This window comes from Priestia sp. 10L35 (genome assembly GCF_056395685.1).
The window spans coordinates 224,522-248,026 of sequence record NZ_JBFTKA010000006.1 but is presented as its reverse complement, the minus strand read 5'-3'; the positions used below and the strand labels follow the sequence as shown (position 1 = coordinate 248,026).

28 protein-coding genes and 1 tRNA gene are annotated in these 23,505 nt (G+C 39.1%); 1 reads left to right on the top strand and 28 read right to left on the bottom strand.

From position 1 onward, the window contains the following. The 5 genes from AC1DEF_RS21515 to AC1DEF_RS21495 form a co-directional block, all read right to left on the bottom strand. On the bottom strand, positions 1–1,029 hold the full coding sequence (locus AC1DEF_RS21515; RefSeq protein ID WP_097824883.1) for a sugar-binding transcriptional regulator: 1,029 nt from the start codon (positions 1,027–1,029) through the stop codon (positions 1–3). Between the two features lie 133 nt (positions 1,030–1,162). Continuing rightward, positions 1,163–1,411 (bottom strand): glutaredoxin family protein, encoded by a 249-nt coding sequence (locus AC1DEF_RS21510; protein ID WP_097824884.1) that lies wholly within the window; start codon positions 1,409–1,411, stop codon positions 1,163–1,165. Between the two features lie 12 nt (positions 1,412–1,423). Beyond that, positions 1,424–2,734, bottom strand: coding sequence for an RNA polymerase factor sigma-54 (gene rpoN / locus AC1DEF_RS21505; protein ID WP_097824885.1), 1,311 nt, complete (start codon positions 2,732–2,734; stop codon positions 1,424–1,426). Positions 2,735–3,020: 286 nt separating this feature from the next. Beyond that, positions 3,021–3,695: a hypothetical protein gene (locus AC1DEF_RS21500; protein WP_097824886.1), complete on the bottom strand. Its 675-nt coding sequence runs from the start codon at positions 3,693–3,695 to the stop codon at positions 3,021–3,023. Positions 3,696–3,896: 201 nt separating this feature from the next. Continuing rightward, positions 3,897–3,968: transfer RNA gene (locus tag AC1DEF_RS21495), tRNA-Arg, on the bottom strand. A 220-nt stretch (positions 3,969–4,188) separates the two neighbouring features. Here AC1DEF_RS21495 and clpP point away from each other — a divergent pair. Continuing rightward, a complete protein-coding gene (clpP, locus tag AC1DEF_RS21490) occupies positions 4,189–4,776 on the top strand; it encodes an ATP-dependent Clp endopeptidase proteolytic subunit ClpP (RefSeq protein WP_097824887.1) in 588 nt (195 codons plus the stop codon). A gap of 34 nt (positions 4,777–4,810) precedes the next feature. Here the strand turns inward: clpP and AC1DEF_RS21485 are convergent, their stop codons facing one another. The 23 genes from AC1DEF_RS21485 to AC1DEF_RS21375 form a co-directional block, all read right to left on the bottom strand. Next, positions 4,811–5,065 carry an HPr family phosphocarrier protein gene (locus AC1DEF_RS21485; protein WP_013059708.1) on the bottom strand — a complete coding sequence of 85 codons (255 nt, stop codon included), beginning with the start codon at positions 5,063–5,065 and terminating at the stop codon, positions 4,811–4,813. A 28-nt stretch (positions 5,066–5,093) separates the two neighbouring features. Further along, a complete protein-coding gene (whiA, locus tag AC1DEF_RS21480) occupies positions 5,094–6,038 on the bottom strand; it encodes a DNA-binding protein WhiA (protein WP_013085390.1) in 945 nt (314 codons plus the stop codon). A gap of 33 nt (positions 6,039–6,071) precedes the next feature. Beyond that, on the bottom strand, positions 6,072–7,058 hold the full coding sequence (locus AC1DEF_RS21475) for a gluconeogenesis factor YvcK family protein (protein ID WP_097824888.1): 987 nt from the start codon (positions 7,056–7,058) through the stop codon (positions 6,072–6,074). Next, positions 7,055–7,948, bottom strand: coding sequence for an RNase adapter RapZ (gene rapZ / locus AC1DEF_RS21470; protein WP_013059711.1), 894 nt, complete (start codon positions 7,946–7,948; stop codon positions 7,055–7,057). Before rapZ ends, AC1DEF_RS21475 begins: the two co-directional genes overlap by 4 nt. Positions 7,949–7,989: 41 nt before the next feature. Continuing rightward, positions 7,990–8,448 (bottom strand): 8-oxo-dGTP diphosphatase, encoded by a 459-nt coding sequence (locus AC1DEF_RS21465; RefSeq protein ID WP_013059712.1) that lies wholly within the window; start codon positions 8,446–8,448, stop codon positions 7,990–7,992. Positions 8,449–8,751: 303 nt separating this feature from the next. Continuing rightward, positions 8,752–9,705, bottom strand: a complete 954-nt coding sequence (gene trxB, locus AC1DEF_RS21460; RefSeq protein WP_013059713.1) for a thioredoxin-disulfide reductase — start codon at positions 9,703–9,705, stop codon at positions 8,752–8,754. Positions 9,706–9,816: 111 nt separating this feature from the next. After that, complete coding sequence (locus AC1DEF_RS21455) at positions 9,817–11,319, bottom strand: tetratricopeptide repeat protein (protein WP_043977338.1); 1,503 nt, start codon at positions 11,317–11,319, stop codon at positions 9,817–9,819. A gap of 181 nt (positions 11,320–11,500) precedes the next feature. Further along, positions 11,501–12,124 (bottom strand): bifunctional phosphoribosyl-AMP cyclohydrolase/phosphoribosyl-ATP diphosphatase HisIE, encoded by a 624-nt coding sequence (gene hisIE / locus AC1DEF_RS21450; RefSeq protein ID WP_013059715.1) that lies wholly within the window; start codon positions 12,122–12,124, stop codon positions 11,501–11,503. Beyond that, the gene (gene hisF / locus AC1DEF_RS21445; RefSeq protein ID WP_016765868.1) at positions 12,121–12,879 is read right to left on the bottom strand and encodes an imidazole glycerol phosphate synthase subunit HisF; all 759 of its coding nucleotides are present in this window, start codon (positions 12,877–12,879) and stop codon (positions 12,121–12,123) included. Before hisF ends, hisIE begins: the two co-directional genes overlap by 4 nt. Beyond that, positions 12,879–13,613 carry a 1-(5-phosphoribosyl)-5-[(5-phosphoribosylamino)methylideneamino]imidazole-4-carboxamide isomerase gene (gene hisA, locus AC1DEF_RS21440; RefSeq protein WP_097824889.1) on the bottom strand — a complete coding sequence of 245 codons (735 nt, stop codon included), beginning with the start codon at positions 13,611–13,613 and terminating at the stop codon, positions 12,879–12,881. The genes hisF and hisA overlap by 1 nt, the downstream gene beginning before the upstream one ends. After that, on the bottom strand, positions 13,600–14,247 hold the full coding sequence (gene hisH, locus AC1DEF_RS21435; protein ID WP_016765871.1) for an imidazole glycerol phosphate synthase subunit HisH: 648 nt from the start codon (positions 14,245–14,247) through the stop codon (positions 13,600–13,602). The genes hisA and hisH overlap by 14 nt, the downstream gene beginning before the upstream one ends. Beyond that, a complete protein-coding gene (gene hisB, locus AC1DEF_RS21430; RefSeq protein WP_025752581.1) occupies positions 14,248–14,832 on the bottom strand; it encodes an imidazoleglycerol-phosphate dehydratase HisB in 585 nt (194 codons plus the stop codon). 75 nt (positions 14,833–14,907) lie between these two features. Next, positions 14,908–16,176, bottom strand: coding sequence for a histidinol dehydrogenase (gene hisD / locus AC1DEF_RS21425; protein WP_013085399.1), 1,269 nt, complete (start codon positions 16,174–16,176; stop codon positions 14,908–14,910). A gap of 15 nt (positions 16,177–16,191) precedes the next feature. Then, positions 16,192–16,824, bottom strand: coding sequence for an ATP phosphoribosyltransferase (gene hisG, locus AC1DEF_RS21420; RefSeq protein WP_013059721.1), 633 nt, complete (start codon positions 16,822–16,824; stop codon positions 16,192–16,194). Then, a complete protein-coding gene (locus tag AC1DEF_RS21415) occupies positions 16,824–18,005 on the bottom strand; it encodes an ATP phosphoribosyltransferase regulatory subunit (protein WP_043977360.1) in 1,182 nt (393 codons plus the stop codon). Before AC1DEF_RS21415 ends, hisG begins: the two co-directional genes overlap by 1 nt. A 175-nt stretch (positions 18,006–18,180) precedes the next feature. Then, positions 18,181–18,708, bottom strand: a complete 528-nt coding sequence (locus tag AC1DEF_RS21410; RefSeq protein ID WP_097824890.1) for an acyltransferase — start codon at positions 18,706–18,708, stop codon at positions 18,181–18,183. Then, the gene (ppaX, locus tag AC1DEF_RS21405; protein WP_028409653.1) at positions 18,705–19,352 is read right to left on the bottom strand and encodes a pyrophosphatase PpaX; all 648 of its coding nucleotides are present in this window, start codon (positions 19,350–19,352) and stop codon (positions 18,705–18,707) included. Before ppaX ends, AC1DEF_RS21410 begins: the two co-directional genes overlap by 4 nt. Before the next feature lie 60 nt (positions 19,353–19,412). After that, a complete protein-coding gene (gene lgt, locus AC1DEF_RS21400) occupies positions 19,413–20,246 on the bottom strand; it encodes a prolipoprotein diacylglyceryl transferase (protein ID WP_013085403.1) in 834 nt (277 codons plus the stop codon). 16 nt (positions 20,247–20,262) lie between these two features. Next, complete coding sequence (gene hprK / locus AC1DEF_RS21395; RefSeq protein ID WP_013085404.1) at positions 20,263–21,198, bottom strand: HPr(Ser) kinase/phosphatase; 936 nt, start codon at positions 21,196–21,198, stop codon at positions 20,263–20,265. A gap of 188 nt (positions 21,199–21,386) precedes the next feature. Beyond that, positions 21,387–21,752, bottom strand: a complete 366-nt coding sequence (locus AC1DEF_RS21390) for a phage holin family protein (RefSeq protein WP_013059727.1) — start codon at positions 21,750–21,752, stop codon at positions 21,387–21,389. Between the two features lie 2 nt (positions 21,753–21,754). Beyond that, the gene (locus AC1DEF_RS21385; RefSeq protein ID WP_013059728.1) at positions 21,755–21,949 is read right to left on the bottom strand and encodes a PspC domain-containing protein; all 195 of its coding nucleotides are present in this window, start codon (positions 21,947–21,949) and stop codon (positions 21,755–21,757) included. A 41-nt stretch (positions 21,950–21,990) separates the two neighbouring features. Then, entirely contained in the window at positions 21,991–23,082 is a 1,092-nt protein-coding gene (locus tag AC1DEF_RS21380) for a DUF4097 family beta strand repeat-containing protein (protein ID WP_043977367.1), read from the bottom strand. A gap of 38 nt (positions 23,083–23,120) precedes the next feature. Further along, a complete protein-coding gene (locus tag AC1DEF_RS21375; protein ID WP_013059730.1) occupies positions 23,121–23,432 on the bottom strand; it encodes a hypothetical protein in 312 nt (103 codons plus the stop codon). Between the last annotated feature and the right edge of the window lie 73 nt (positions 23,433–23,505).

Genomic DNA, 23,505 nt, shown 5'->3' with positions numbered 1-23,505 from the left:
TTAATTAAAATCCCTTACTAACTCTTTTGCGGCGCCTTCATCTGTAATGAGAATCGAATCATGCGCTTGTTGCATAAACGCTTTAATTGCCTTTGCTTTTGATGAACCTCCTGCAACAGCAATAACACATTTATTGTTCTTTAAATCATCGAGTTGTATGCCAACTGTTTTAACTTTATGAACAACTTCGCCTTGATGATTAAAATAGTATCCAAATGCCTCACCTACAGCATGTCCATTTTTCACTTTTTCTAAGTCTGCTTGTGGTGTTTTACGGCGTTCTGCCATTGTCATAGCGTCTCCTATTCCGTGAACAACCATACCAGCGGACTTAATTAAATGAAGCATGTCTTTAATAGATGGTTCACCGATAATAGATCGGTATGCTTCATCACTAAGCTGATCTGGAACATGAAGCAAGCGATAGTGACTCATGGACTTTTCAGCCATCTTAGCACAAATCGTATTTGCTTGGTTTTGTACATTTTCCCCTAACCCTCCACGAGCAGGTACAAAAAGTACATCAGGGTGTTTTAAATCAGGTGTCATCATTTCGGCAACGGCGGCAAGCGTCGTACCACCTGTAACAGCAACGGTATTTTTTTGACCAACAAGGCGCTCCTTGATACACGAAACAGATGCTCGACCCATTTCATTTTTGACCCAAGGAGACTGATCACTATCTCCAGATACAACAACAACTTCTGATAAAGAAAACGCCTCTTTTAATGTTGTTTCCAATAACCGAAGTCCTGAAACTTCCTTCATTACTTCTTCTAATTCAGCCAGAAGGAGCTCTCCCTCATTTGTAAGCGTCATTCCACTAGGGTAAATGTCAATCAAATCTTGTTCTTTTAAGAATGTTACTTCGCTTCGTAACACACGCTCTGTTAGCCCAAGGCTTACAGCTAAGTTTCTGCGGCCAATCGGCTGCATTAAACGTATGTATTGCAAGATTTGATAGCGCTTTTGCATAACTGAGAGAAGTTCAGGTAATAATTTTCGTTGTACTTCTATTAAAGAACGCATGTTAAAATCCCCTTAAGGCATAAACTCGCTGGACATTTTTTGTCCCGTATAGACATATTATGTCCCACCTTGCGCAAAAAAAATTCACCCTGCTACAAAATCTATTCTAACAGGAGTGAATCCTTTATTCAACTCATGTGTTGCCTATTTTTAAAAGTAAGCGTTTTCTTAACAGAATACCTGTTATTTTTCCATATTCTACTTCTTCTCCATCCATTTCTACTACAGGAATGGCAAGGTGATACTTTTCCAGCCACTCATCGTTTTTGTAAATATCTCGTTCAATAAGCTGAAAGGGAAACTCCGACTGCAGCTCTGCAAGCAGCTTCTTTGCATCATCGCATAAGTGACAGCCATTTTTAGTATACAGTACGACCTCCACATTCCCACTCCTTTACTGCGTGACAAAAAGTTTTCGTTGACTGGATGGTAGAACGTTTAATTGATCTCGATATTTGGCTACCGTTCTTCTTGAAATAGTAACGTTATAATTGCTTTGCAAAATGTTAGCCAACTGCTGATCTGAAAGCGGACGCTGTTTGTTTTCTTCTGCTACTAGCTTTTTAAGCAGTTCTTTTACGTGAGTTGTAGAAGTTGCTTCGTTGTTGCCCAGTTGAATACTAGTTGAAAAAAAAGATTTCATTGAAAAGGTGCCAAAAGGCGTTTGAATATATTTGTGCCGAGTAGCACGGCTAATCGTTGATTCATGCACAGATGTTTGTTCCGCTACTTCCTTCATCGTTAACGGCTTCAAATACGAAGGACCCTTTTTAAAAAATGCTTCTTGTTCAACGAGTAAGGTATTCATTAATGCGTTTAATGTATCTTTGCGTGTGTGTAAACTTTTCATAATCCATTGGAATTCACGATATTTCTCTTGCAAATAAGAAAACATTTCTTGGTTCTGCCTATTTTTCAGCTGAAGTTTGTATTGTTCATTCACTGAAAGTCGAGGTTCCAAATCCTCATTTGCATAAGCAACGACATTTCCATCTTCAATTTTTACAATAAAATCCGGTACAATGAATCGTTCATTGGACTTCATATAAAACGATCCAGGACGAGGATTTAATTTCTTAATCTGTTCATGTAAGTGTTGAAGAGCTTCAAGTGAGATTTGACATAACTTTGAGATTTTCATCCATTTTTTATACGCGAATTCCTCAAAGTGATGTGTCAAAATTTGCTCTATTTTTTCTGTCCATTGATTATTCCTTTTTAATTGAAGCATTAAGCACTCTTGTAAACTTCTTGCCCCTACTCCTGCCGGGTCCATCTGCTGCACAAGCTGGAGAGCCTTTTCAACCTGCTCCTGATCTTGGCCAAGCTGGTTAGCAAGTATGATTAACTCATCGTGCAAATAGCCAGCATCATCCAGGCTATTAATAACAAACTCAACGGCTGCCTGCTCACATTCATCTAACTTTAATAATGCGGATTGATTCATTAAATGTTCGTACAGCGTTTCTTTAGGAGCTGGTATACTGCTCATATAATCTGTTGAATCAGAAGTTGCATGATTTTTTTGATTGTGAGATGTATAGACGGGCAGCTCTGAAAAATCTATAAGCGGATTTTGAAGCGCCTGCTCATGTAAAAACGCTACAATATCCATCGATGAATATTGTAAAAGAGAAATAGCTTGTGATAATTCTTTTGACATCGTCAGCTTTAACGACTGCTGCTGAAATAATCCAATCTCCATTATTTCTCCCCTCCCCTTCATCTATTTTACTATAAAAACGCTTTCAAAGAGCATGTAACTATTTTTTATATGTAATTTTTTCATCAAAAAATCTTCGTCAACCTTTGTTAACGAAGCGGTTCATCCTATTTTTAATTATTAACCATCAAAAAAGTAATAGAGCTATGCACCTTTATAACTTTTCATTATAATTCGCACCAACCACATGATCCGAGTAATAATCCGACATGACGTTTTCTTCGTCATGTCGAATTTTCTGCATGTGTATAATATATAGAAAAATTGCTTATTGAATGGTTTGTGCCATTTGTATAAACTTGTCCAAGTTTTCTTCTTCATTTTTCGTGAAGATGGTTAGCTTCATTGGTTTCTTTCCTTTAATCAACACGGCGTTTACCGTATGATCGCCAGATGTGGCTTCATACCAAACAGAATCTTTGAAGATTCCATTCTCTTCAAGATTCTTTTTCTCTGCTGCATTTTTATTAACTGCTATTGCCGTTTGTTTAACAGATTGAGCAGCGTCATCCATCGATACTTCTGATGAAAGCATTTCAATACGCATAAATTGAGAATCATCTGAAGTTAATACTAACGCATCTTTTCCTGGTTCTTCACCCGTTAGTTTATAACCGTCCATTACTTGAATAGAATAATCTTGTTCTGGGCTTTTTGTTAGTTTTGTTTCTGAAGAAGACGTTGACTGTCCATCTTCCGCTGTTTCGCTAGTTGATGATTGACTTCCTGAAGGTTTGGCTGAGACCTCGGAAGAATCCGCATCTTTTTTCGAATCTTCTTTTGCAGCGCCTGATGTTTGATCAGATTTAGAAGCTGTGTCCTGCTGAACATTTTCTGCTTGATCATTAGACTTCGGCTGAGCAGAATCTTCGTTCGTCCCGCATGCAGACAGCAATAATGCTACCGATGCACTGACAATGAAAAGTTTGTTCATATATTTCATATTTATTCCTCCTCCGTGTTTCTTTTCCTTATATACTGTTTTATAGTATTCTGACAAATTCCGCAACCGGTACAATGGAATTAATTTCTTGCTTCCTTGCGCGTATAAAGGGTTGGAGGAGAAAAATAAATATTATTTTTTGAGAAGATGAGCCTTTTTACTCAAAATAAAAAACGTTGCGTAATCCGCAACGTTTTAAGACGCCCTCGACAGGATTCGAACCCACCCTAAGAGAACCGGAATCTCTTGTGCTATCCACTACACTACGAGGGCATATTTGTCACAACTTCCATTATAGGAGAGAAAACTTCTCTTTTCAATAGAATACTACGTTTATTTTTTTTAGAAGAGGGAAAAATTTTAATAATGTCAAAGAGGAATACATAGTCTTTTAAGCGAATATGTGTAGTAGAGGTTCTTTTGTTTGACCTTTATTGACCATACGTGTATTATAGGTACATAACAAATTATTCTTGTTAAGGAGGAATTTAATATGAACTTAATTCCTACAGTTATTGAACAAACAAACCGTGGTGAACGTGCTTATGACATTTATTCACGTTTGTTAAAAGACCGCATTATTATTTTAGGTAGTGCTATTGATGATAATGTAGCTAACTCAATCGTTTCTCAGCTTCTATTCTTAGCTGCTGAAGACCCAGAAAAAGATATCTCACTTTATATCAACAGTCCAGGTGGCTCTATTACAGCTGGAATGGCTATCTACGATACGATGCAATTTATTAAGCCAAAAGTTTCTACAATTTGTATCGGTATGGCTGCATCAATGGGTGCTTTCTTACTGGCTGCTGGTGAAAAGGGCAAACGTTTTGCTCTTCCAAACAGCGAAGTAATGATTCATCAACCTCTTGGTGGTGCTCAAGGACAAGCTACTGAAATCGAAATTGCGGCAAAACGTATTCTATTCTTACGCGAAAAACTAAATTCAATTTTAGCTGAGCGTACAGGTCAACCGTTAGAAGTGCTACAACGTGATACAGATCGTGATAATTTCATGACTGCTGAACGCGCTTTAGAATACGGTCTAATTGACAAAGTATTAAAAAACGACCCTAAATAAAAAAAAAGCCTTTCCCGCAGCGGGAAAGGCTTTTTTATGCGTCGTTCTCTACGTAAGCTACTAACGCATCCATTGCTTCTTTTTCATCTACCCCTTCAACGATGAGCGTAATAAGAGAACCGTTATTAATCGCTAAGCTCATTAACCCCATGATACTTTTAGCGTTGACCACTTTCTCATCTTTCTTCAAGTACACATCAGATGTAAAACGAGTTGCTTCTTGCACAAATAGTGCGGCAACACGAGCTTGTAATCCCGTTTTTAATTTTACTTCTACTTGTTTTTCCATGATAAAATCCTCCCCCTTGCAATTCCCCTTATGTGACTGGCTGACCGGCGCGAAGCTTGTCTGCTATTTGGTCAATTTTACGCAACCGATGGTTAATGCCCGATTTGCTAATTTGACCTCCCGATACCATCTCACCCAGCTCCTTTAACGTAACGTCTTGGTATTCCACACGTAAACGAGCAATTTCTCTTAGCTTTTCTGGTAAGATGTCTAAGCCAGCTGTTTCATCAATATAACGAATGTTTTCCACTTGACGAATAGCCGCTCCGATCGTTTTATTTAAGTTAGCTGTTTCACAATTAACTAAGCGATTAACGGAATTTCGCATATCTCGGACGATTCTTACATCCTCAAACCGTAACAGAGCGTTATGGGCTCCAATGATATTTAGAAACTCCGTAATTTTTTCAGCTTCTTTCAAATAGTTAATATAGCCTTTTTTCCGTTCTAATGTTTTACTATTCAATTGAAACTCGTTCATTAAATTGCATAAAGCTTCGTTGTGCTCTTCATACAATGAAAAGATTTCAAGATGGTACGATGATGTCTCTGGGTTATTAATAGAACCGCCGGCTAAAAATGCGCCTCTTAAGTAGGATCGCTTACAGCATTTTTTTTGTACTAGCTCTGGTGAAATACGATGTGTAAACGTGAATCCTTCTTCTACAATTTTTAAGTCTTCCAAAAGCATTCTCGTTTTCTCTACTAATCGAACAATATACACATTGTTTTTTTTCAACCGCATTTTCTTACGCACAAGCAGTTCTACTGACACATCATAATTTTTCTTAAGCAGGACATAAATGCGCCGAGCAATCGCTGCGTTTTCTGTTTGAACATCAACCGTGAATTTTTTATTCGAAAAAGAAAGTGAACCATTCATTCGAATTAATGCAGAAAGCTCTGCTTTTGCACAGCAATCTTTGACTTCTAAATTCGTTAACTCTTTTTTTGTTTCTGATGCAAATGACATAACTTCACCTCCAATCTACATACGGAAATAGTGTTAAACACCCGTATTCGCTTTACCTTGCAGCGATGTCAGCATAGAATACACAAGCTTTGCTACTTTTTTTGTATCATGCCTAATTACGCTGCCGTCATACTGAATAATTTGATCTTCAATCACTTCTAACCCTAATTTTAGCAATACTTCACGATCATATTCTACAGGCTGAGCCTGCTCTACTTGATATTTCTTTTTCAAAGGCGCTGGAATAGGTGCATTATTGACGATAATCGCATCTAAAAATGCACAAGGCATATGATTGTAAAGCGCTTTAATATGATCACTTGCCTTAAAACCCAATGTCTCACCCGGCTGCGTCATCACGTTGCATACGTACACTTTCTTTGCTTTTGTCGAACAAAGCTCGTTACAAATATCCCGCACCAGTAAATTCGGCAAAATACTTGTATAAAGACTTCCGGGCCCCAACACAATTAAATCAGCGCGTCGAATCGCTTTTATTGTCTCGACAAGCGGTTTCACATCGGCGGGCGATAAAAATACTTTATTAATTTTTTTATTAACTTCTGGAATTTTAGATTCACCTGTTACGATGGATCCATCTTGCATCTCCGCATGCAGCACAACACTTTGATTAGCTGCTGGAAGTACTTTCCCTCTGACGTTTAGTACTTTGCTCATTTCTCGTATAGCATGCACAAAATCGCCAGTAATAGACGTCATAGCTGCAAGCAACAAATTGCCAAGAGAATGGCCTGTAAGCTCATTTCCTGTATCAAATCGATGCTGAAAAAGCTCTTCAACTAGTGGCTCTACATCTGATAAAGCAACTAGCACATTTCGAATATCACCAGGAGCAGGGATTTCAAGTTCATCGCGCAATCGGCCAGAACTTCCCCCGTCGTCTGCTACGGTTACGATGGCTGTAAGATCAAGAGGGTATTCCTTCAACCCTCTTAACAGCACTGGTAAACCCGTTCCTCCCCCAATGACGACAACTTTTGGAAGCTGTTCACTGCTCATCTATGATTTTCCTTTCTCCTCTCAATGTCACGATGAGAAATATGAGTTTTGTATTCATTCTGGAAATGGTGACCTAAATATTCAGCTAATGTGACGGAGCGATGCTGTCCGCCTGTGCATCCTATAGCAATGACCAGCTGGCTTTTACCTTCTCGCTTGTACTGTGGAAGCATAAACGAAAGTAAGTCTACTACTTTTTCAATGAACTTTTGAGTTTCCGTCCATTTTAATACGTAAGAAGAAACCTCTTCTTCAAGCCCTGTTTTAGGGCGCATATGGTCAATGTAGTGAGGGTTTGGCAAAAAGCGCACATCAAAGACTAAATCAGCGTCAATAGGTACACCATATTTAAAACCAAACGACATCACATTAACAGTAAAAACCTGTGAAGCGTGCGACGAAAACTGAGTTAAAATCTTTTCTCTAAGCTCTCTTGGTTTTAACTCTGACGTCTCATAAATAAGCTGAGCTCTTCCCTTTAACTCCTCAAGAAGCTCACGTTCCATACCAATTCCTTCTAAAGGTAAACCCGAAGGAGCTAGCGGATGTGAACGTCTCGTTTCTTTATAGCGCGTCACCAATACAGAATCTTTTGCATCTAAAAATAAAATTTGTGGCGTGACCCACGTTGTTTCACTCATGTTATCTAATGCTTCAAACAGGCTTTCAAAAAACTCTCTGCCTCGCAAGTCCATAACAAGAGCAACTTTATTCATTTTATTCCCTGACTCTTTCATGAGTTCTAAAAATTTCGGTAGCAATGTAGGGGGTAAATTATCTACACAAAAGAACCCTAAATCTTCAAAACTCTGAATTGCTACTGTTTTTCCTGCACCTGACATTCCAGTAATAATCACTAATTGAATATCGCTTACAGACCCAGTACTCATTTTCCATCCCCCTCAATCTATGCATACATGTCTATTTATCATTAACAAGGATCAATTCGATAAGATAATAACTCGAAATCCGTTGTATACGTAAAGTTGCCATAAATAACACCCGACCCTTTTGCTACATAATCGATAATGTGATGATCTCCCGGTGCCATCGGCAATTCACTTACTTCACTCAAATTATGCCAACCGAGTTTGCCTTCTTCTGATTCTAGCACATTTGTCCCATCAAAATCTGTAGCAAAAAAAGTAAACATCATCCATTCAGATGAAATTTGATCGTTTTCTTTCATCGTAAAAGTAAAGATACCTTTTACAGTGGGATTTTTCAAATAAATTCCCGTTTCTTCACGAAATTCTCTTACAACAGAGTCTTTTACAGATTCTCCTTGCTCCATTTTCCCACCCGGGGCCACCCACCAGTTTCTTCGTGGCTTTTGAAGCAACAATACTTTATCATCTTTCATTAATACACAATTTGTGACCCTTTGCATGTTTTCCACCTCATCATATATATACTGACATTTTCTTTTATTATACTACGAAACAAACTTCTCTCACAACGGAGATGAACTAACTATTACTAAATTTTCTGAAAATAATCCATTGCTGTTATATACGTAAATTCAATCTGTTATAGTCACAAAAAAGAGGCATAGGAACACGTCCTATGCCCGACATACATATATTTTATAAAAGGGGGTCAATTACTATCTATATAGTACCCCATCAATGTTTCACAGGTGTTACAGAACAGTTAAAACCGAATTACGTTTTGTAAAAGATTGATTTCAGCCTTATTGCTGAATAGCTTTTAACTTTTCTTTTAACTCTTCTACATAGTGCTGAGCCGCTTGAGCAGCAATGCTGCCATCGCCTGTAGCTGTTACAATTTGACGAAGAGCCTTTTCACGAACGTCTCCAGCTGCGAACACACCTGGTACTTTTGTTTCCATTTGCTCGTTCGTTTCAATATATCCTTCTTTATTCGTGATGTTTAGGCTTTCGAATGGTTTTGTTAGTGGAACCATTCCAACATAAATGAATACGCCGTCCGCACCGAACTCGCGCTCTTCACCTGTTTTTGTGTCCACCAACGTTACGCTTCCTACTTTACCGTCTTTTTCATTTACTTCTTTGACCGTTGTATTCCAAATAAAGTCAACTTTTTCGTTATCAAATGCACGCTGCTGTAGGATTTTCTGCGCGCGAAGCTCATCGCGTCGGTGAATAATTGTTACTTTTGTTGCGAAGCGTGTTAAATATACGCCTTCTTCAACCGCAGAGTCTCCACCGCCTACAACAACTAGCTCTTTACCTTTAAAGAATGCACCGTCACATACAGCACAATAAGATACGCCGCGGCCGCCTAGTTCTTTTTCTCCTGGCGCGCCTAATTTTTTATATTCAGCACCCGTAGCAACGATTACTGAACGTGTTTTATATTCTTTGCTGCCTGCACGAACTGTCTTGTATTCTTCTCCGTCGATGATTTCTTTAATATCACCGTACGCATATTCCGCACCGAATTTTTTTGCATGCTCAAACATTTTGTTAGAAAGGTCAGGACCAAGGATATGATCATAACCTGGATAGTTTTCTACATCTTCCGTATTAGCCATTTGACCGCCTGGAATTCCGCGTTCAATCATTAGTGTTGATAAATCTGCACGAGATGTATATACAGCAGCAGTCATACCTGCTGGACCTGCCCCAATAATAATGACATCATAAATTTTTTCTTCTGTCATTGCTTTACACTCCTTTTAGGAAATTCCTTCGTAGTTGATTCCAAATTTATGGATAATTATTTCGTTACCACTATCCTAATATGTTCTTCCTATTACCGTCTATTTTTTTGCTCAATTTAATAATGTATTCACAATTTTACTGTACTTTCTCACTGTTGCAGCGGAAATGGAATATTGTTTTGCCGCATCAGCTTGAGTAATAGACTGGTTTTGTTCTTTCGCCCATATATATGTGACGGCTGCGGCCCATGCATTTACGTTCACATGCTGAAAATCATAGGATTGTTTATATACCTGTACATATACATAAAACCAAAAGCTTAAAAGATCCTGGGTATCACTTTCATTCTGCGATTCCATCTCCAGTTCAATAACATCTGCCACCTCAAAAATCACATGTTGTTTATCCTGCCATACATACGTATATACTTCATCCAAAAGTGTACTCATATGTATGGACGACTTGATTTCTTCTAAAAGGAGCAGACGCTGCTGTTCAGGAAGCTTCTTCGCCATATACAAGCTGTAAAGCTGATCGTGAACATTTTTTGTTGCACACTTCTTTTTCGCTGTAACATCCACTTTCGATTGAAAAACCTTCGCAGCTTTTTGACTGATGCGCCAAGGCTCCTCTCCTTCTTTATCAGGAACGTCTTCCAATGCCAGCTTCCACATTTCTTTAGCGAACGCTTCACGTCCGGTATAGTAAGAGGCATATGAGAGCCAATAATGAAATGAGTTGTCTCCTTGAAATCCTTGTGTATAAAGCTTTTTTAACCATCTGTATGATAGTTTGTATTGACCAATCAATGCAAATGTTGCTCCAAGCTTATAGCGGTGTTCAAATGACATTGGATAAACGCGGCTAAGCCCGTCTGTAAGCTCCTCAACTTCTTTATGCTTATGGCAATAATAATAGAAAATTAGCTGATTGCATAACGCATGAAGATTTCCAGGGTTTTTCTCCAATACTTCATTCAGCAAATCCATTGCCTCATCAATTTTATTTAAATAAAAATAAGCTAACGCTAAATTATTATATGCAGACCAGAATTCTGGATACTCATCAATTATTTCAGTTAACAAATCCACTGCTTCTTCAAAATTCGTTGCTTCAAGCAGTCGTTTTGCTTGTTCTTGTTTTATAATCAGCATGTCGCCTAGCTGATTTTTAGGCTCTTCATCTTCTTCATCCACATCAATTGATAGTAAATCTAACAGATCTGTAGCCGATCGAAAGAGGTCACCATTTGGAAAATGCTCAATGTAATACATCGCGTATTTTTTTGATTCTTCAAACAGTCCAAGATGCGCATAGCTGTTGGCTATATAGTAGTAACAGCTTCCTAATGTATCGTCCATATGATGAATCACATGGAGAAAAAGCTCGTTGGCATCTTGATAATCTCCCTGCTCCGTTAAAGCTACTCCAACGTTTGTAAGAAGCTGTGGATTACGGGCATTTTCTTTGTTTGCACGCGTTAAATACTTGAGCGCTTTATCCGACTCCTCTTCTTCAAACGCCTGCAGCGCTTTTTCGAAATAGAAGTCACCCGTTTGCGAAAATGGAATTACTTGTGCCATTTTTTGAATTACTTTTGAGTGTTTTTCCATTAAGCCCTCCAAATAAGTTGATAATTTCGACGTTCGTAGTATATCACATTTGCCAAGAAGTTTAATACCTCTATTCAAAAAAGGAGCCTGTAAACAGTCGTTTCTGGACACAAATAAGAGAAGGTTTTGCCTCTTTTATCTAAAATGAGACAACTCCTTCTCTCCTTTCACTATGTAGCTATTAGCTAGAGTGACGCTCTTTTAATACTGATAGGACATCGTCTAAAGGCAGCTTTTGCTCACGAAGTAAAACAAGTACGTGGTACAATAAATCTGCAACTTCCCACTTCAGCTCATCATGGTCACGATTTTTTGCTGCAATAATCACTTCACCAGCTTCTTCTCCTACTTTTTTGAGGATTTTATCTACGCCTTTATCGAATAAGTACGTCGTATAAGCTCCTTCTGGCATTTCAGCTTCACGCTTAGCGATTACTTCTTCTAGCTCATTAATAATAGCAAACCGATTATCGTTTTGTTTATTTTCGCCAAGAATTGTTTCATTAAAGCAGCTGTAAGCGCCCGTATGACAAGCAGGACCTTGAGGCTCCACTTTTACAACAAGAGAATCAGCATCACAGTCATATGCCATGCTCACAATTTTTTGTGTGTTTCCAGAGGTTGCACCCTTGTGCCACAACTCTTGTCGAGAACGGCTGTAAAACCATGTTTCACGTGTATCAATTGATTTTTGAAGTGATTCTTCGTTCATATAAGCCAATGTTAAAACTTCTTTGCTCACAGCATCTTGTACAATAGCTGGCACAAGTCCATCACTGTTGAATTTAATGTTTTCAATCGTCATCGAATGCTCACTCCTTGTTGTTTTGCATAGCTTTTAATTTCTTTTACAGATGTTTCTTTATAGTGAAAGATCGAAGCCGCCAAAGCCGCGTCAGCTTCCCCTTTTTCAAACGCATCGACAAAATCTTGACCATTTCCTGCACCGCCAGAAGCAATAACAGGAACGCTCACTGCTTGGCTGACTGCTTTAGTTAATGCTAAATCAAACCCTGACTTTTCACCGTCTTTATCCATACTCGTTAACAAGATCTCACCCGCACCGCGCTTCACTGCTTCTCTGGCCCAGTCGATTACTTCCCAGTCCGTTGCGTTGCGGCCTCCGTGTGTGTAGACTCGCCATGATTGTAAGCTTTCATCATACTTAGCGTCGATGGCTACCACAATACACTGAGCTCCAAAAAAGTCGGACCCTTCTGTAATCAGTGTTGGATTGAGTACGGCCGCTGTATTTAATGACACTTTGTCTGCACCAGCACGAAGCATTCTTTTCATATCTTCTAATGCATTAATTCCTCCGCCCACCGTAAAAGGAATCGCTAGCTGAGATGCTACTTCTTCTACAACATGTACCATCGTTTTGCGTCCTTCATGAGAAGCAGAAATGTCTAAAAAGACTAATTCGTCTGCGCCTTCTTCATCGTAAAATTTCGCCAATTCTACAGGATCTCCTGCATCTCGAAGTTCCACAAACTGAACTCCTTTTACCACACGGCCGTCCTTTACATCTAAACAAGGAATGATTCGTTTTGTAATCATTACGCTTTCACCTCTTGAAGTGCCTCAGCTACTGTAAACTTATTTGTATAAAGTGCTTTTCCTACGATGGCACCAATAACACCGTCAGCTTCATATTTCTTTAGTGCATCTAGATCAGCAAGTTTACTAACTCCCCCTGATGCAATCACACCTTTTCCAGTAGCCTTAGCCATTTCAACAATTCCTTCCACATTAGGACCAGACAGCATACCATCAGTAGAAATATCCGTGAAAATAAATGTTTCCGCACCAGCATTAGCCAATTCTTTTCCTAGTTCTGTCGCTTTGATTGTAGATGTTTCCACCCAGCCTTCCGTCGCAACATAGCCATCACGTGCATCAATACCAATAGCAATACGCGCACCATATTCCTTCAGCATTTTTTTCACAAATTCAGGATTAGAAATAGCTGCACTTCCTAAAATAACACGGTCAATTCCGCTTTCTAAATAGTAAGCAACGTCAGCTTCTGAGCGAATGCCTCCTCCAATTTGCACACGTACATCTAATTTCTTTTTCACGCCTAGCACAAATTCATCATTCACGCGCTTGGCCGCTTTTGCGCCGTCTAAATCAACCATGTGAATCCACTGAGCGCCTTCACTTGCGAATTGTGTGGCCATATCTACCGGAGAATCTCCGTACACCGTTTCTTTTGAGTAATCTCCTTGAAGCAAACGGACGCACTTTCCTCCGCGCATATCAATGGCTGGATATATTTCAAATTTGCTCATACGATGGGCTCCTTTTCTCTACGAAGTTTGCATAATTTTGCAGCATTTGCATTCCGATTGCACTGCTTTTTTCAGGGTGGAATTGAGTGCCAAATACGTGTTCTTTTCCAACAACTGCTGGAACTTCGACATCATAAGGACTTGTTGCTAAAAGCACGTCTTGATCATTTGTTTTTACGTAATAAGAGTGAACAAAGTACACATGACCTTCACTGATTCCATCAAGCAGAGCAGACTGCTGATGAAAATCTAAAGAGTTCCAGCCCATATGGGGAACTTTATATGTCTGTCCTTCGGCAGTAATGCCGGGAATACGCTCGACTCTCCCTTTTAACAGTTCCAGCCCTTTTGTTACGCCGTTCTCATCGCTTTCTTCAAATAAAAGCTGCATACCTAAACAAATTCCAAGCAAAGGCATTCCTTTTGCTACTTCTTCTTTAATAAAGTCCGTCAGCTTTGTTTGATTCAGCTGTTCCATCGCATCTTTGAATGCTCCAACTCCAGGAAGAATCAGCCCTTTTGCCTTTCTTAGTTCTGCAGGATCTGCCGAGATAATATAATCATAGTTTAATCGTTCAAGAGCTTTACTTACGCTGTATAAGTTGCCCATCCCATAGTCGATAATTCCAATCATTTACAACATCCCTTTCGTCGAAGGCACACCTTTGACACGCGGATCAATCGTTGTCGCTTCGTCCAAAGCACGTGCTAAAGCCTTAAACACCGCTTCAATAATGTGGTGCGTATTTTTACCGTAGTGTACAATTACATGTACATTCATGCGAGATTCTAATGCAAATTTCCATAAAAATTCATACACAAGCTCTGTATCAAATGTACCTACGCGCGACGCGGGAATATCACCTTTAAATTCAAAATGAGGACGATTGCTTAAATCTACTACCACTTGAGCCAACGCGTCATCCATTGGTACAAAAGCATTTCCATAGCGCTTAATTCCTTTTTTATCACCGAGCGCTTCTTTGAACGTTTGACCAAGGCAAATACCGATATCTTCCGTTGTATGGTGATCATCAATCTCCGTGTCTCCATCTGCTTTTACATCAAGGTTAAACTGTCCGTGTTTTGTAAATAAATCGAGCATATGATTTAAAAAAGGAACGCCTGTATCAATGCTCGCTTTTCCTTCTCCATCGATTCCAATCGCTAATGCAATATCCGTTTCGTTTGTTGTACGTTTAATACTTGACTCTCTCATTGTGAAACTCCTTTCAACTGTGCATGTAATAAGTAAAGAAAAGAACATTTCTACTCTTTTCTTTTAATCTCCACCTTATTTTTTAAAGCGTTCTTCAACCGCCCTTGCATGAGCTTCTAGCCCTTCTAAACGAGCAAATGCTGCGATTTTCGAGACATTTTTCTGCAGAGCTTGTTGGCTGTATGAAATGATGCTAGACTTTTTCACAAATGAATCAACTGATAAAGGACTTGAGAATTTTGCTGTCCCATTTGTTGGAAGAACATGGTTTGGTCCCGCGAAATAATCGCCAACAGGTTCTGAGCTGTATCTTCCTAGAAAAATAGCACCGGCATGACGAATGGAACCTAAAAGTTCAAGCGGACTTTCAGTCATAATTTCTAAATGCTCAGGAGCTAATTGATTAACAGCTTCAATCGCTTCTTCTAATGACCCGGTCACATAAATAGCGCCATGGTTATCAATAGAAGGTTTTGCAATTTCTTTACGAGGTAAAGATTCCACTTGTCTTTCCACTTCTTCTTTAACAGCTTCGGCTAATTTCATAGAAGGTGTAACTAAAATACTTGAAGCTAATTTGTCATGTTCTGCTTGAGACAATAAATCAGCGGCCACTTCGTTCGGCTTAGCCGTATCGTCTGCTAGTACGACAATTTCACTAGGTCCAGCAATTGAGTCAATGTCTACTAAGCCATATACTTCCCTTTTCGCTAATGCAACAAAGATATTACCTGGCCCTACAATTTTATCGACGGATTGAATTGTTTCTGTTCCATAGGCAAGTGCCCCTACTGCCTGAGCTCCCCCTACTTTATAAATCTCTTTGACCCCAAGCTCACTCGCTGCTACCACTACTCCAGCAGGAAGCGCGCCGTCTTTTCCTGGAGGTGAAACCATCACGATACGTTTTACACCTGCCACTTGAGCAGGAATGACATTCATTAAAACGGAAGAAGGATAAGCCGCAAGGCCTCCCGGTACATAAACACCTACTGCATCTAAAGGCGTTACTTTCTGCCCTAAAATGGTTCCATCTTCTTTTGTTGTCATCCAAGACTGCTCGACCATTCTTTCGTGGTAATCACGAATGTTGTCAGCAGCTTCACGAATGATTGACAGCATATCTGCATCAACCAGCTCATAAGCACGCTTCTTTTCTTGTTCTGTCACAAGCAAAGAAGAAAGCTCAACGCCGTCAAATTGGGCTGTATACCTTTTTAAAGCTTCGTCTTTTTGCTCTTGCACCTGCTTTAAAATATTTACGACAATTTCTCTTTGAGCACTCGTTCCTTGATCAATCGTACGTTTTAAGCTCACTTGTTCTGTTACACGTGTAATTTTCAATGTATGTCACCTCTTTTATACAGGTTGAACCACTTGGGCTAAACGATTCACTAAATCATCAATTCGTTCGTCTTTTAAACGATAGCTCACAGGGTTCACAATCAAACGCGATGTAATATCTTCAATGTGCTCCAATTCAACAAGTCCGTTCTCTTTTAGTGTTTGTCCTGTTGATACAATATCAACGATCCGATCAGCCAGGCCGATTAAAGGCGCTAATTCAATGGAACCATTCAATTTAATAATTTCTACTTGCTCTCCTTGCTCCCTGAAATAAGTAGATGCTACATTTGGATATTTGGTTGCCACTTTTTGAGCAATTTCTGATTTTTTAGCATTAGGCAAACCGGCAACGGCCAGATGACATTTACTAATATTTAAATCCAACAGCTCATAGACATCTCTTTCTTCTTCTAACATTACGTCTTTACCTGCAATACCAAGATCCGCTACTCCGTATTCTACATAAGTAGTAACGTCCATTGGTTTTGCTAAAATAAAGCGCATGTTCTCTTCAGGAATGTCTACAATCAGCTTGCGCGAATCGTCAAATTCTGGCGGCAATTGAAAGTCTGCTTGACGCAAAAGTTCAGCTGCTTCTTCAAAAATACGTCCTTTTGGCATTGCAATTGTTAATAGTTCACTCATTATTGTCCCCCCTTGCCTCGTTTTCCAATTAGAAACGTGACTTCTTCAAACTGTGCAGTAAATACATCAACATCATCAACACCTGCAATTTCCTGAGTCACTACCCGGTATCCTTGCTTGCGCTGTTCAGCAGCTAAAGCTAATGCCTCATCTAAACGCTCCTGGCTATATAATATGCCGTATACTGCTGAAGGCTCATATACTTCTTCGCCCAGCGCTTCAATTAAGCGGTCGAGCTGAATTCCAAATCCTGTAGCTGGTGTTTTAGACGCAAATTTTTCAAGAAGCTGGTCATAACGTCCTCCATTACCGATATGGAAACCAACGTTTTCAGCAAAGACTTCAAATAAAATACCTGTGTAATAGCTCATATGACTGACTAAGTTAAAATCAATTTTAATTTCATCCGTTACACCGTACGCATCAAGCATATTCCATAGCTTTTTCAAATCACCGGCTGCTTTTTTACCAGCTTCGTTTTCAACTAGTTCAACCGCTTCTTCAATCTTCTTTTCATCTCCGCGCAGGTTAAGCAGCTGAAGGAGACGCTGTTTATCAATAGAAGATAGATTCAAATCTTTTACATGATTACGATAACCCACGTAATTTTTCTCATATAAAAAGCGGCGAAGCACGTTAGCACGTTCTTCATTTCCGACAATTTCTAAAAAAAGCGAATTAACAAACCCGATGTGGCCAATTGCCACTTTAAATGATTTAAGTCCCGCTCTTTTTAACGCGCCGATCATGAGAGCAATCACTTCAGCATCGCTGCTCATCGTAGCGTCTCCAATTAGCTCAACGCCTATTTGTTCAAACTCCGCCGGGCGGCCGCCCTCACGCTGCTGAGCTCGGAATACATTTGCTTCATAAGCTAAGCGCAAAGGAGAATTATTTAAAAGTTTTGAAGCGGCCACACGTGCAAATGGCGTTGTTACATCCGGTCGCAGCACAAGCGTATGCCCTTCTTTATCTAAAAGTTTAAACAATTGTTGATCTAAAATAGCTGATGCGCTTCCTACCGTCTCGTAGTATTCCACAGTAGGCGTTGCCATATATTGATAGCCCCAGCTGCTGATTTCATCTGCCAGCTGATTGCGAACTTGTTTTTTTCTTTCAAAAAGAGCTGGCAGGGTATCTCTCATTCCAAGGGGTTTTTCAAACATAAATAACTTTGACATTCCGACACGTCCTTTAAGCTTGATTTTATCTATTATTGATAGGTTGATTTCGCTTTATTACGCTAATGTATTAGCGAAATAACAAATTAAAGTTATTGATAGTTTACACCCGATAAAGTCAGCCGTCAACCGCCAGCTGTTCAAATTTACAAAAAAAACCACAGCTTAGTTCTTGCTAAGTTGTGGCTTTAGGCTCTGCTTCCTTGCGCTTTTCCATTTCTTCTTTTGTATAGATGACACGCATAGGGTTACCTCCAACAAAGAAACCGGGTGCTACATCTTTATGAACCACCGTTCCAGCCGCTACAACCGCTCCGTTGCCGATTGTTACGCCTGGAAGGATGGTGCTATTTGCTCCAATCATCACTTCATCCCCAATGATGACATCTCCAAGACGATATTCCGTTATCAGATATTCATGAGCGAGAATAGTTGTATTGTATCCGATAACCGTATTGCGTCCTACTTGTATTTTTTCAGGAAACATAATATCGAGCATCACCATAAGGGCAAAGGATGTTTGAGGTCCTACTTTCATCCCTAAGCACGCTTTGTACAGCCAGTTTTTCATCGAAAGAAAAGGCGTATAGCGAGCGCATTGAATGATTAGGAAGTTGCGCACTACTTTCCAAAAAGGCACGGTCTTATAGACATGCCAAAGGGAATTAGCTCCTTTAACCGGATAGCGCGTCGTTTTTCTCACTGACGTTCTCCTTTTAATATATCAATTAAATCCGTCATATTCTCTAAAATAATATCAGGATTATAAGAAGCGATATGATCTCTTCCTTTTGCGCTCCAAGCAACTCCAGCTGTTTTCGTATAAGCTCTTTGGCCAGAAACGATGTCATGATGGTTATCTCCCACCATCAGCGCTTCTTCAGGTTTAGCATTAAGCAGCTTCAGTGCTTTTTCTACTGGCTCAGGATGCGGCTTTGCATTTGTTACGTCTTCAATTGCAACAATCGTATCAAAGAACTGGTCTAACTTTGTTAACTTAAGCCCCATCATGACCGTATTTCTTTGCTTTGTTGTGACAATGCCTAATTTATAATTCTGCTCGTGCAGCCATTTAACTGTTTCAAGTACGCCTTCAAATTCTTTAACAAGCAAATCATGATTAGCTAGATTATGCGTGCGATACATCTCAATCATTTCGTTTACTTTCGTTTTATCCATTTCTACAAACGTGTCGTATAAAGGAGGTCCCATAAACTGTAAAATATCTTCACGAGTATATTGTTCAGGATAATAGTGATTAAGCGTATGAGTAAACGAAGCAATAATTAATTCATTTGTATCAATTAACGTACCGTCTAAATCAAACAAAACCGTATTAATCGTCATTATTCATTTCCTTCCCTTGCGTCAAATCAAGTTTGTGTAAATCTTGTAGCTTTTCTTCATTTACGCCTTAGATTGTGCTTCTTCATTCTCTAAGTATTTCTGTTTACTCATGCCCGTCACGCGGCGGACAATAATTAAAATAATGGCTATTACAATCAGTGCGAGTGAAACAACTTGAGCGATTCTGAGTGTATGCGTCAGCATTAAACTATCCGTGCGAAGCCCTTCTACAAAGAAGCGTCCAACTGAGTACCAGATTAAATAAGATAAGAAAATTTCTCCTTTTCGCAGACTGGTGCGGCGAAGTACCATCAACAGGATAAATCCGGCAAAATCCCATAATGATTCGTATAAAAACGTAGGATGGTAGTATGTACCGTTAATATACATTTGGTTAATGATAAAATTTGGAAGGTGCAACCCTTCTAAAAAAGCACGGGTAACCGGGCCCCCATGTGCCTCTTGATTCATAAAGTTTCCCCAGCGCCCAATGGCTTGGCCAAGGATTAAACTAGGCGCAGCAATATCAGCCAACTTCCAAAATGAAATTTTTTTTACTTTCGAATACACAATGGCAGTTAATACGCCTCCGATTAAGCCCCCATGAATGGCAATCCCACCTTGCCAAATCTGAGGTATTTCATTTAAATGCTTTGAATAGTATCCCCATTCAAAGGATACATAATAAATTCGTGCACAAATAATAGCTATTGGCACAGCAAATAAGATAAGATCAACAAATGTATCTTTTGATAAGCCTCTTCTTACACTTTCTCTTGTCGCAATATAAAGACCTAATAGAACACCTGCACCGATAATTACGCCGTACCAGTAGACCGTTAGAGGGCCAATTTCAAGGAAAACGCGATCTAACGGCTGAATAGTTGCTTCCACAAGTTAACACCCTTTCTTATAAATCTTCACGATCTCCTTCTTCAATTACATCTGTTAGACGTGCAGAAAATTGTTCTGCTGCGTTAATACCCATACGCTTTAAGCGGAAGTTCATTGCCGCCACTTCAATGATAACAGCTAAGTTTCGTCCCGGACGTACTGGCAATGTAATTTTTGTAACGTCTGTATCAATAATTTTCATTTTATCTTCTTCTAAACCAAGGCGATCATAATGTTTCTGCTGATCCCATGTCTCTAACTGAATAACAAGTGAAATTCGCTTATAGCTTCGTACAGCTCCTGCGCCGAATAGCGTCATCACATTGATGATCCCTAGTCCTCGAATTTCAAGCAAATGCTCGATTAAACCAGGTGCATTTCCTACAAGCGTGTCTTGATCTTCTTGACGGATTTCCACACAGTCATCGGCTACTAGACGATGTCCCCTCTTAACAAGCTCTAGAGCTGTTTCACTTTTACCAACGCCGCTTTTTCCCATGATTAATACACCAATTCCGTATATATCAACTAATACGCCGTGCATGGCAGTAGTAGGTGCTAGCCGGCTTTCAAGAAAATTCGTTAAATGGCTGGAAAGTCGCGTTGTTTTAAAGCTTGAACGCAGCACAGGAACTGATTCACGCTCTGAAGCTTCGATAAGTTCTTTCGGTACATCCATTTCGCGCGAAACAATGATAGCCGGCGTGATATCTGTACACATCTTTTCCATTCGAACTTTTTTTTGTTCATCATCTAATTGTTTAAAAAATGATAGTTCTGTTTTACCTAACAGCTGGATACGTTCTGCTGGGTAATATGTAAAATAACCTGCCATTTCAATACCTGGACGTGAAATATCACTTGTTGAAATAGGGCGGTCGATTCCTTCTTCTCCGCTAATAAGTTCTAATTTAAATTTCTCAATGATGTCTTTTGTACGTACTTTAACCACCGTGCATCCTCCTTTTATGAACAGTCATATACCTGTTCATGTCTACAGTATATCCAACTCTCGCTTTTATGTCGCGTTTGGTTCTAGCCATTTTATTTTATCATTAATACGGAAAGAAAAGAAAAAAAAGATGGCATAGGCTGCATCACCTTACCATCTTTTTTAGAAAATTAAATATTGCAAGAAAGTTATCTTCTATTTTGAAGCGGTTCAACAATCACTCGTTGAATAAGCGCATTTAAAAGCGACATAATTACTGAGGCTAAAAGCGCTGTACCAAACCCGTCAATATTAAAAGAATCTCCCATAACACTTTGTGTAATCATCAGCGTAATGGCATTAATGACGAATAAAAACAGCCCAAGCGTAAGAAATGTCACCGGCAGGGTAAGTAAAATTAAAATCGGCTTAACAAACACGTTCAAAATAGATAGAATCAAGCTCGCGATAATAGCTGCACTGACTGATTCCAAGTGGAAAGTGTCGATATAACCTGCAATTACGATTAATACGAGGGCATTGATTAAAATACTAATGATTCCACGCAATAACATTTTTAGAAATCTCCTTCTTCATTTGGAACTAAAAACACAAAAATCATATATAAGATGACCGGAGTACCTACTGTAAAAAATAAACTGATGATAAACAATACGCGGAGTAGTGAAGCATCTATTCCGATATACTGAGAAATACCGCCGATAACACCCGCAAGCTTGCGATTTGTTCGCGAACGATACAACTTTCGCACGTTAATCATCTCCTTTGTTTTTTTACTAAAACAAGCGTTTTCTATTTTATAACAATTGAGCCCGTTTTGGATTCAGCTAACAATTTATAGCCTTTGGGCGAAGCGACATTTGCTTTGAAACGAAGTTGTTTCATCACCGTTTCTTTTTTCTCATCTACTATTTCCATCTCAGGAAGTGTACAAGTAAAATTCCCAAAGTTAGATTTCAAATCTCCATCAACGGAGAGATGAGGCGGCGTATAGAGCGTAATGCTTCCTGTAGTCGTTTTAAAAAATGCTTTTTCAATGCGCTCTCCTTTTAAATACGTATCAATATCTCCGTTAAATGTCTGAACATCAATCTTTTTTGTATCTCCATCAAATTTAACCGTTCCATTGATTGTTTCAAGCTCACATTTCGAAGCGAGTATTCGAGAAAGTTCCATGTGCCCGTTTGATGTCTCCATTTCGAGAGAATGGCTGTTCACATCGTAAAAGCGGATGGTACCATTAGCTGTTTTGGCTTTCAGGTCTCGTACGCTTAGTCTTTCCCCATCGATTGAACCATTAAACATACGGAGCTTGACGCGTTCATATTCCATTTCTGGAATATAAATAATCGCTTTCACTTTCATTTGCTTTTGCTGAATTGAAAAGCGCAATTTGCCATTTTCAATGGAAAACGCCGTATGCTGCAAGAAAGTGCGGCGTGCTTCATCCGAATTCTCTACTTTGTAGATAGCAGCTTCACACTCTATTCGTACTTCTGTACTTCCCCAAGGTCGGAGTTGGACGCTTCCATTTGCTAAATCTACGTCAATCTCTTGAATATATGCTTCTGATTGTTGAAAGATGTGCTGAACGTCAATCGAAGGACCAAAGTTAAAATCTAAATCTCCTTCTTTTACTTTTTTTACCGTTTGATCTACAAATGTAAATAATTTTTCCTTTAAAGAGCTTTGAGATGACTTAGAAGCGTACGTTTTTTTCTGTTTTCCTCCTACATAAGGGGATAGCTCAGCTTTATCAGGCGTAGCATAGGAAGAATCATTAGCTGAGTCTTTTTCCAATGAATTCAGCAAAGTTAAAGCCTCATCTACGCTAAGTTTCCCTTCTTCTACCATCTGTAAAATTTGTTTACGCTTTTCACTCATACCTTCCATCTCCTCTTTACGTTTTAGTCATTTAACTTTTATCTGCTTAATATTTGTATCCCTTTTACAATATTCCATACAAACACAACAACATTAACTAAAGAAACAACAACTAAAGCTACAATTAAAAGAATAAATACCGTTCCACTAGAGCCAGTAAGAGCAGGAAGCAAGAAAAATAAGAACAAGATCGCTGTAGCGATAGGTAATAAATGTGACAAAAATGCAGTTTTTGCATGTTTCTTTACTTCTATGTTATGAACAACAAAATAAATAATAATAGGTAATAAAAATGGTGCAAAGAAAACGCTAAAATAATTTAAGGAAGATAGTATGCGATTTCCTTCCATAATAATCAGCTCCTTATATCATGTATTACGGTTTAATGAGTTAAAAAGTTTCATTCTTTATAAAAAAGACACC

Coding starts and splice junctions, on each gene's coding strand:
- AC1DEF_RS21515 (WP_097824883.1), bottom strand. CDS start 1,029: ATGCGTTCTTTAATAGAAGTACAACGAAAATTATTACCTGAACTTCTC.
- rpoN (WP_097824885.1), bottom strand. CDS start 2,734: ATGGAGATTGGATTATTTCAGCAGCAGTCGTTAAAGCTGACGATGTCA.
- AC1DEF_RS21500 (WP_097824886.1), bottom strand. CDS start 3,695: ATGAAATATATGAACAAACTTTTCATTGTCAGTGCATCGGTAGCATTA.
- clpP (WP_097824887.1), top strand. CDS start 4,189: ATGAACTTAATTCCTACAGTTATTGAACAAACAAACCGTGGTGAACGT.
- AC1DEF_RS21485 (WP_013059708.1), bottom strand. CDS start 5,065: ATGGAAAAACAAGTAGAAGTAAAATTAAAAACGGGATTACAAGCTCGT.
- whiA (WP_013085390.1), bottom strand. CDS start 6,038: ATGTCATTTGCATCAGAAACAAAAAAAGAGTTAACGAATTTAGAAGTC.
- AC1DEF_RS21475 (WP_097824888.1), bottom strand. CDS start 7,058: ATGAGCAGTGAACAGCTTCCAAAAGTTGTCGTCATTGGGGGAGGAACG.
- rapZ (WP_013059711.1), bottom strand. CDS start 7,948: ATGAGTACTGGGTCTGTAAGCGATATTCAATTAGTGATTATTACTGGA.
- AC1DEF_RS21465 (WP_013059712.1), bottom strand. CDS start 8,448: ATGCAAAGGGTCACAAATTGTGTATTAATGAAAGATGATAAAGTATTG.
- trxB (WP_013059713.1), bottom strand. CDS start 9,705: ATGACAGAAGAAAAAATTTATGATGTCATTATTATTGGGGCAGGTCCA.
- AC1DEF_RS21455 (WP_043977338.1), bottom strand. CDS start 11,319: ATGGAAAAACACTCAAAAGTAATTCAAAAAATGGCACAAGTAATTCCA.
- hisIE (WP_013059715.1), bottom strand. CDS start 12,124: ATGACGATTGAAAACATTAAATTCAACAGTGATGGACTTGTGCCAGCT.
- hisF (WP_016765868.1), bottom strand. CDS start 12,879: ATGATTACAAAACGAATCATTCCTTGTTTAGATGTAAAGGACGGCCGT.
- hisA (WP_097824889.1), bottom strand. CDS start 13,613: ATGAGCAAATTTGAAATATATCCAGCCATTGATATGCGCGGAGGAAAG.
- hisH (WP_016765871.1), bottom strand. CDS start 14,247: ATGATTGGAATTATCGACTATGGGATGGGCAACTTATACAGCGTAAGT.
- hisB (WP_025752581.1), bottom strand. CDS start 14,832: ATGAGAGAGTCAAGTATTAAACGTACAACAAACGAAACGGATATTGCA.
- hisG (WP_013059721.1), bottom strand. CDS start 16,824: ATGAGTGAACTATTAACAATTGCAATGCCAAAAGGACGTATTTTTGAA.
- AC1DEF_RS21415 (WP_043977360.1), bottom strand. CDS start 18,005: ATGTCAAAGTTATTTATGTTTGAAAAACCCCTTGGAATGAGAGATACC.
- ppaX (WP_028409653.1), bottom strand. CDS start 19,352: ATGACGATTAATACGGTTTTGTTTGATTTAGACGGTACGTTAATTGAT.
- AC1DEF_RS21390 (WP_013059727.1), bottom strand. CDS start 21,752: ATGTTATTGCGTGGAATCATTAGTATTTTAATCAATGCCCTCGTATTA.
- AC1DEF_RS21380 (WP_043977367.1), bottom strand. CDS start 23,082: ATGAGTGAAAAGCGTAAACAAATTTTACAGATGGTAGAAGAAGGGAAA.
- AC1DEF_RS21375 (WP_013059730.1), bottom strand. CDS start 23,432: ATGGAAGGAAATCGCATACTATCTTCCTTAAATTATTTTAGCGTTTTC.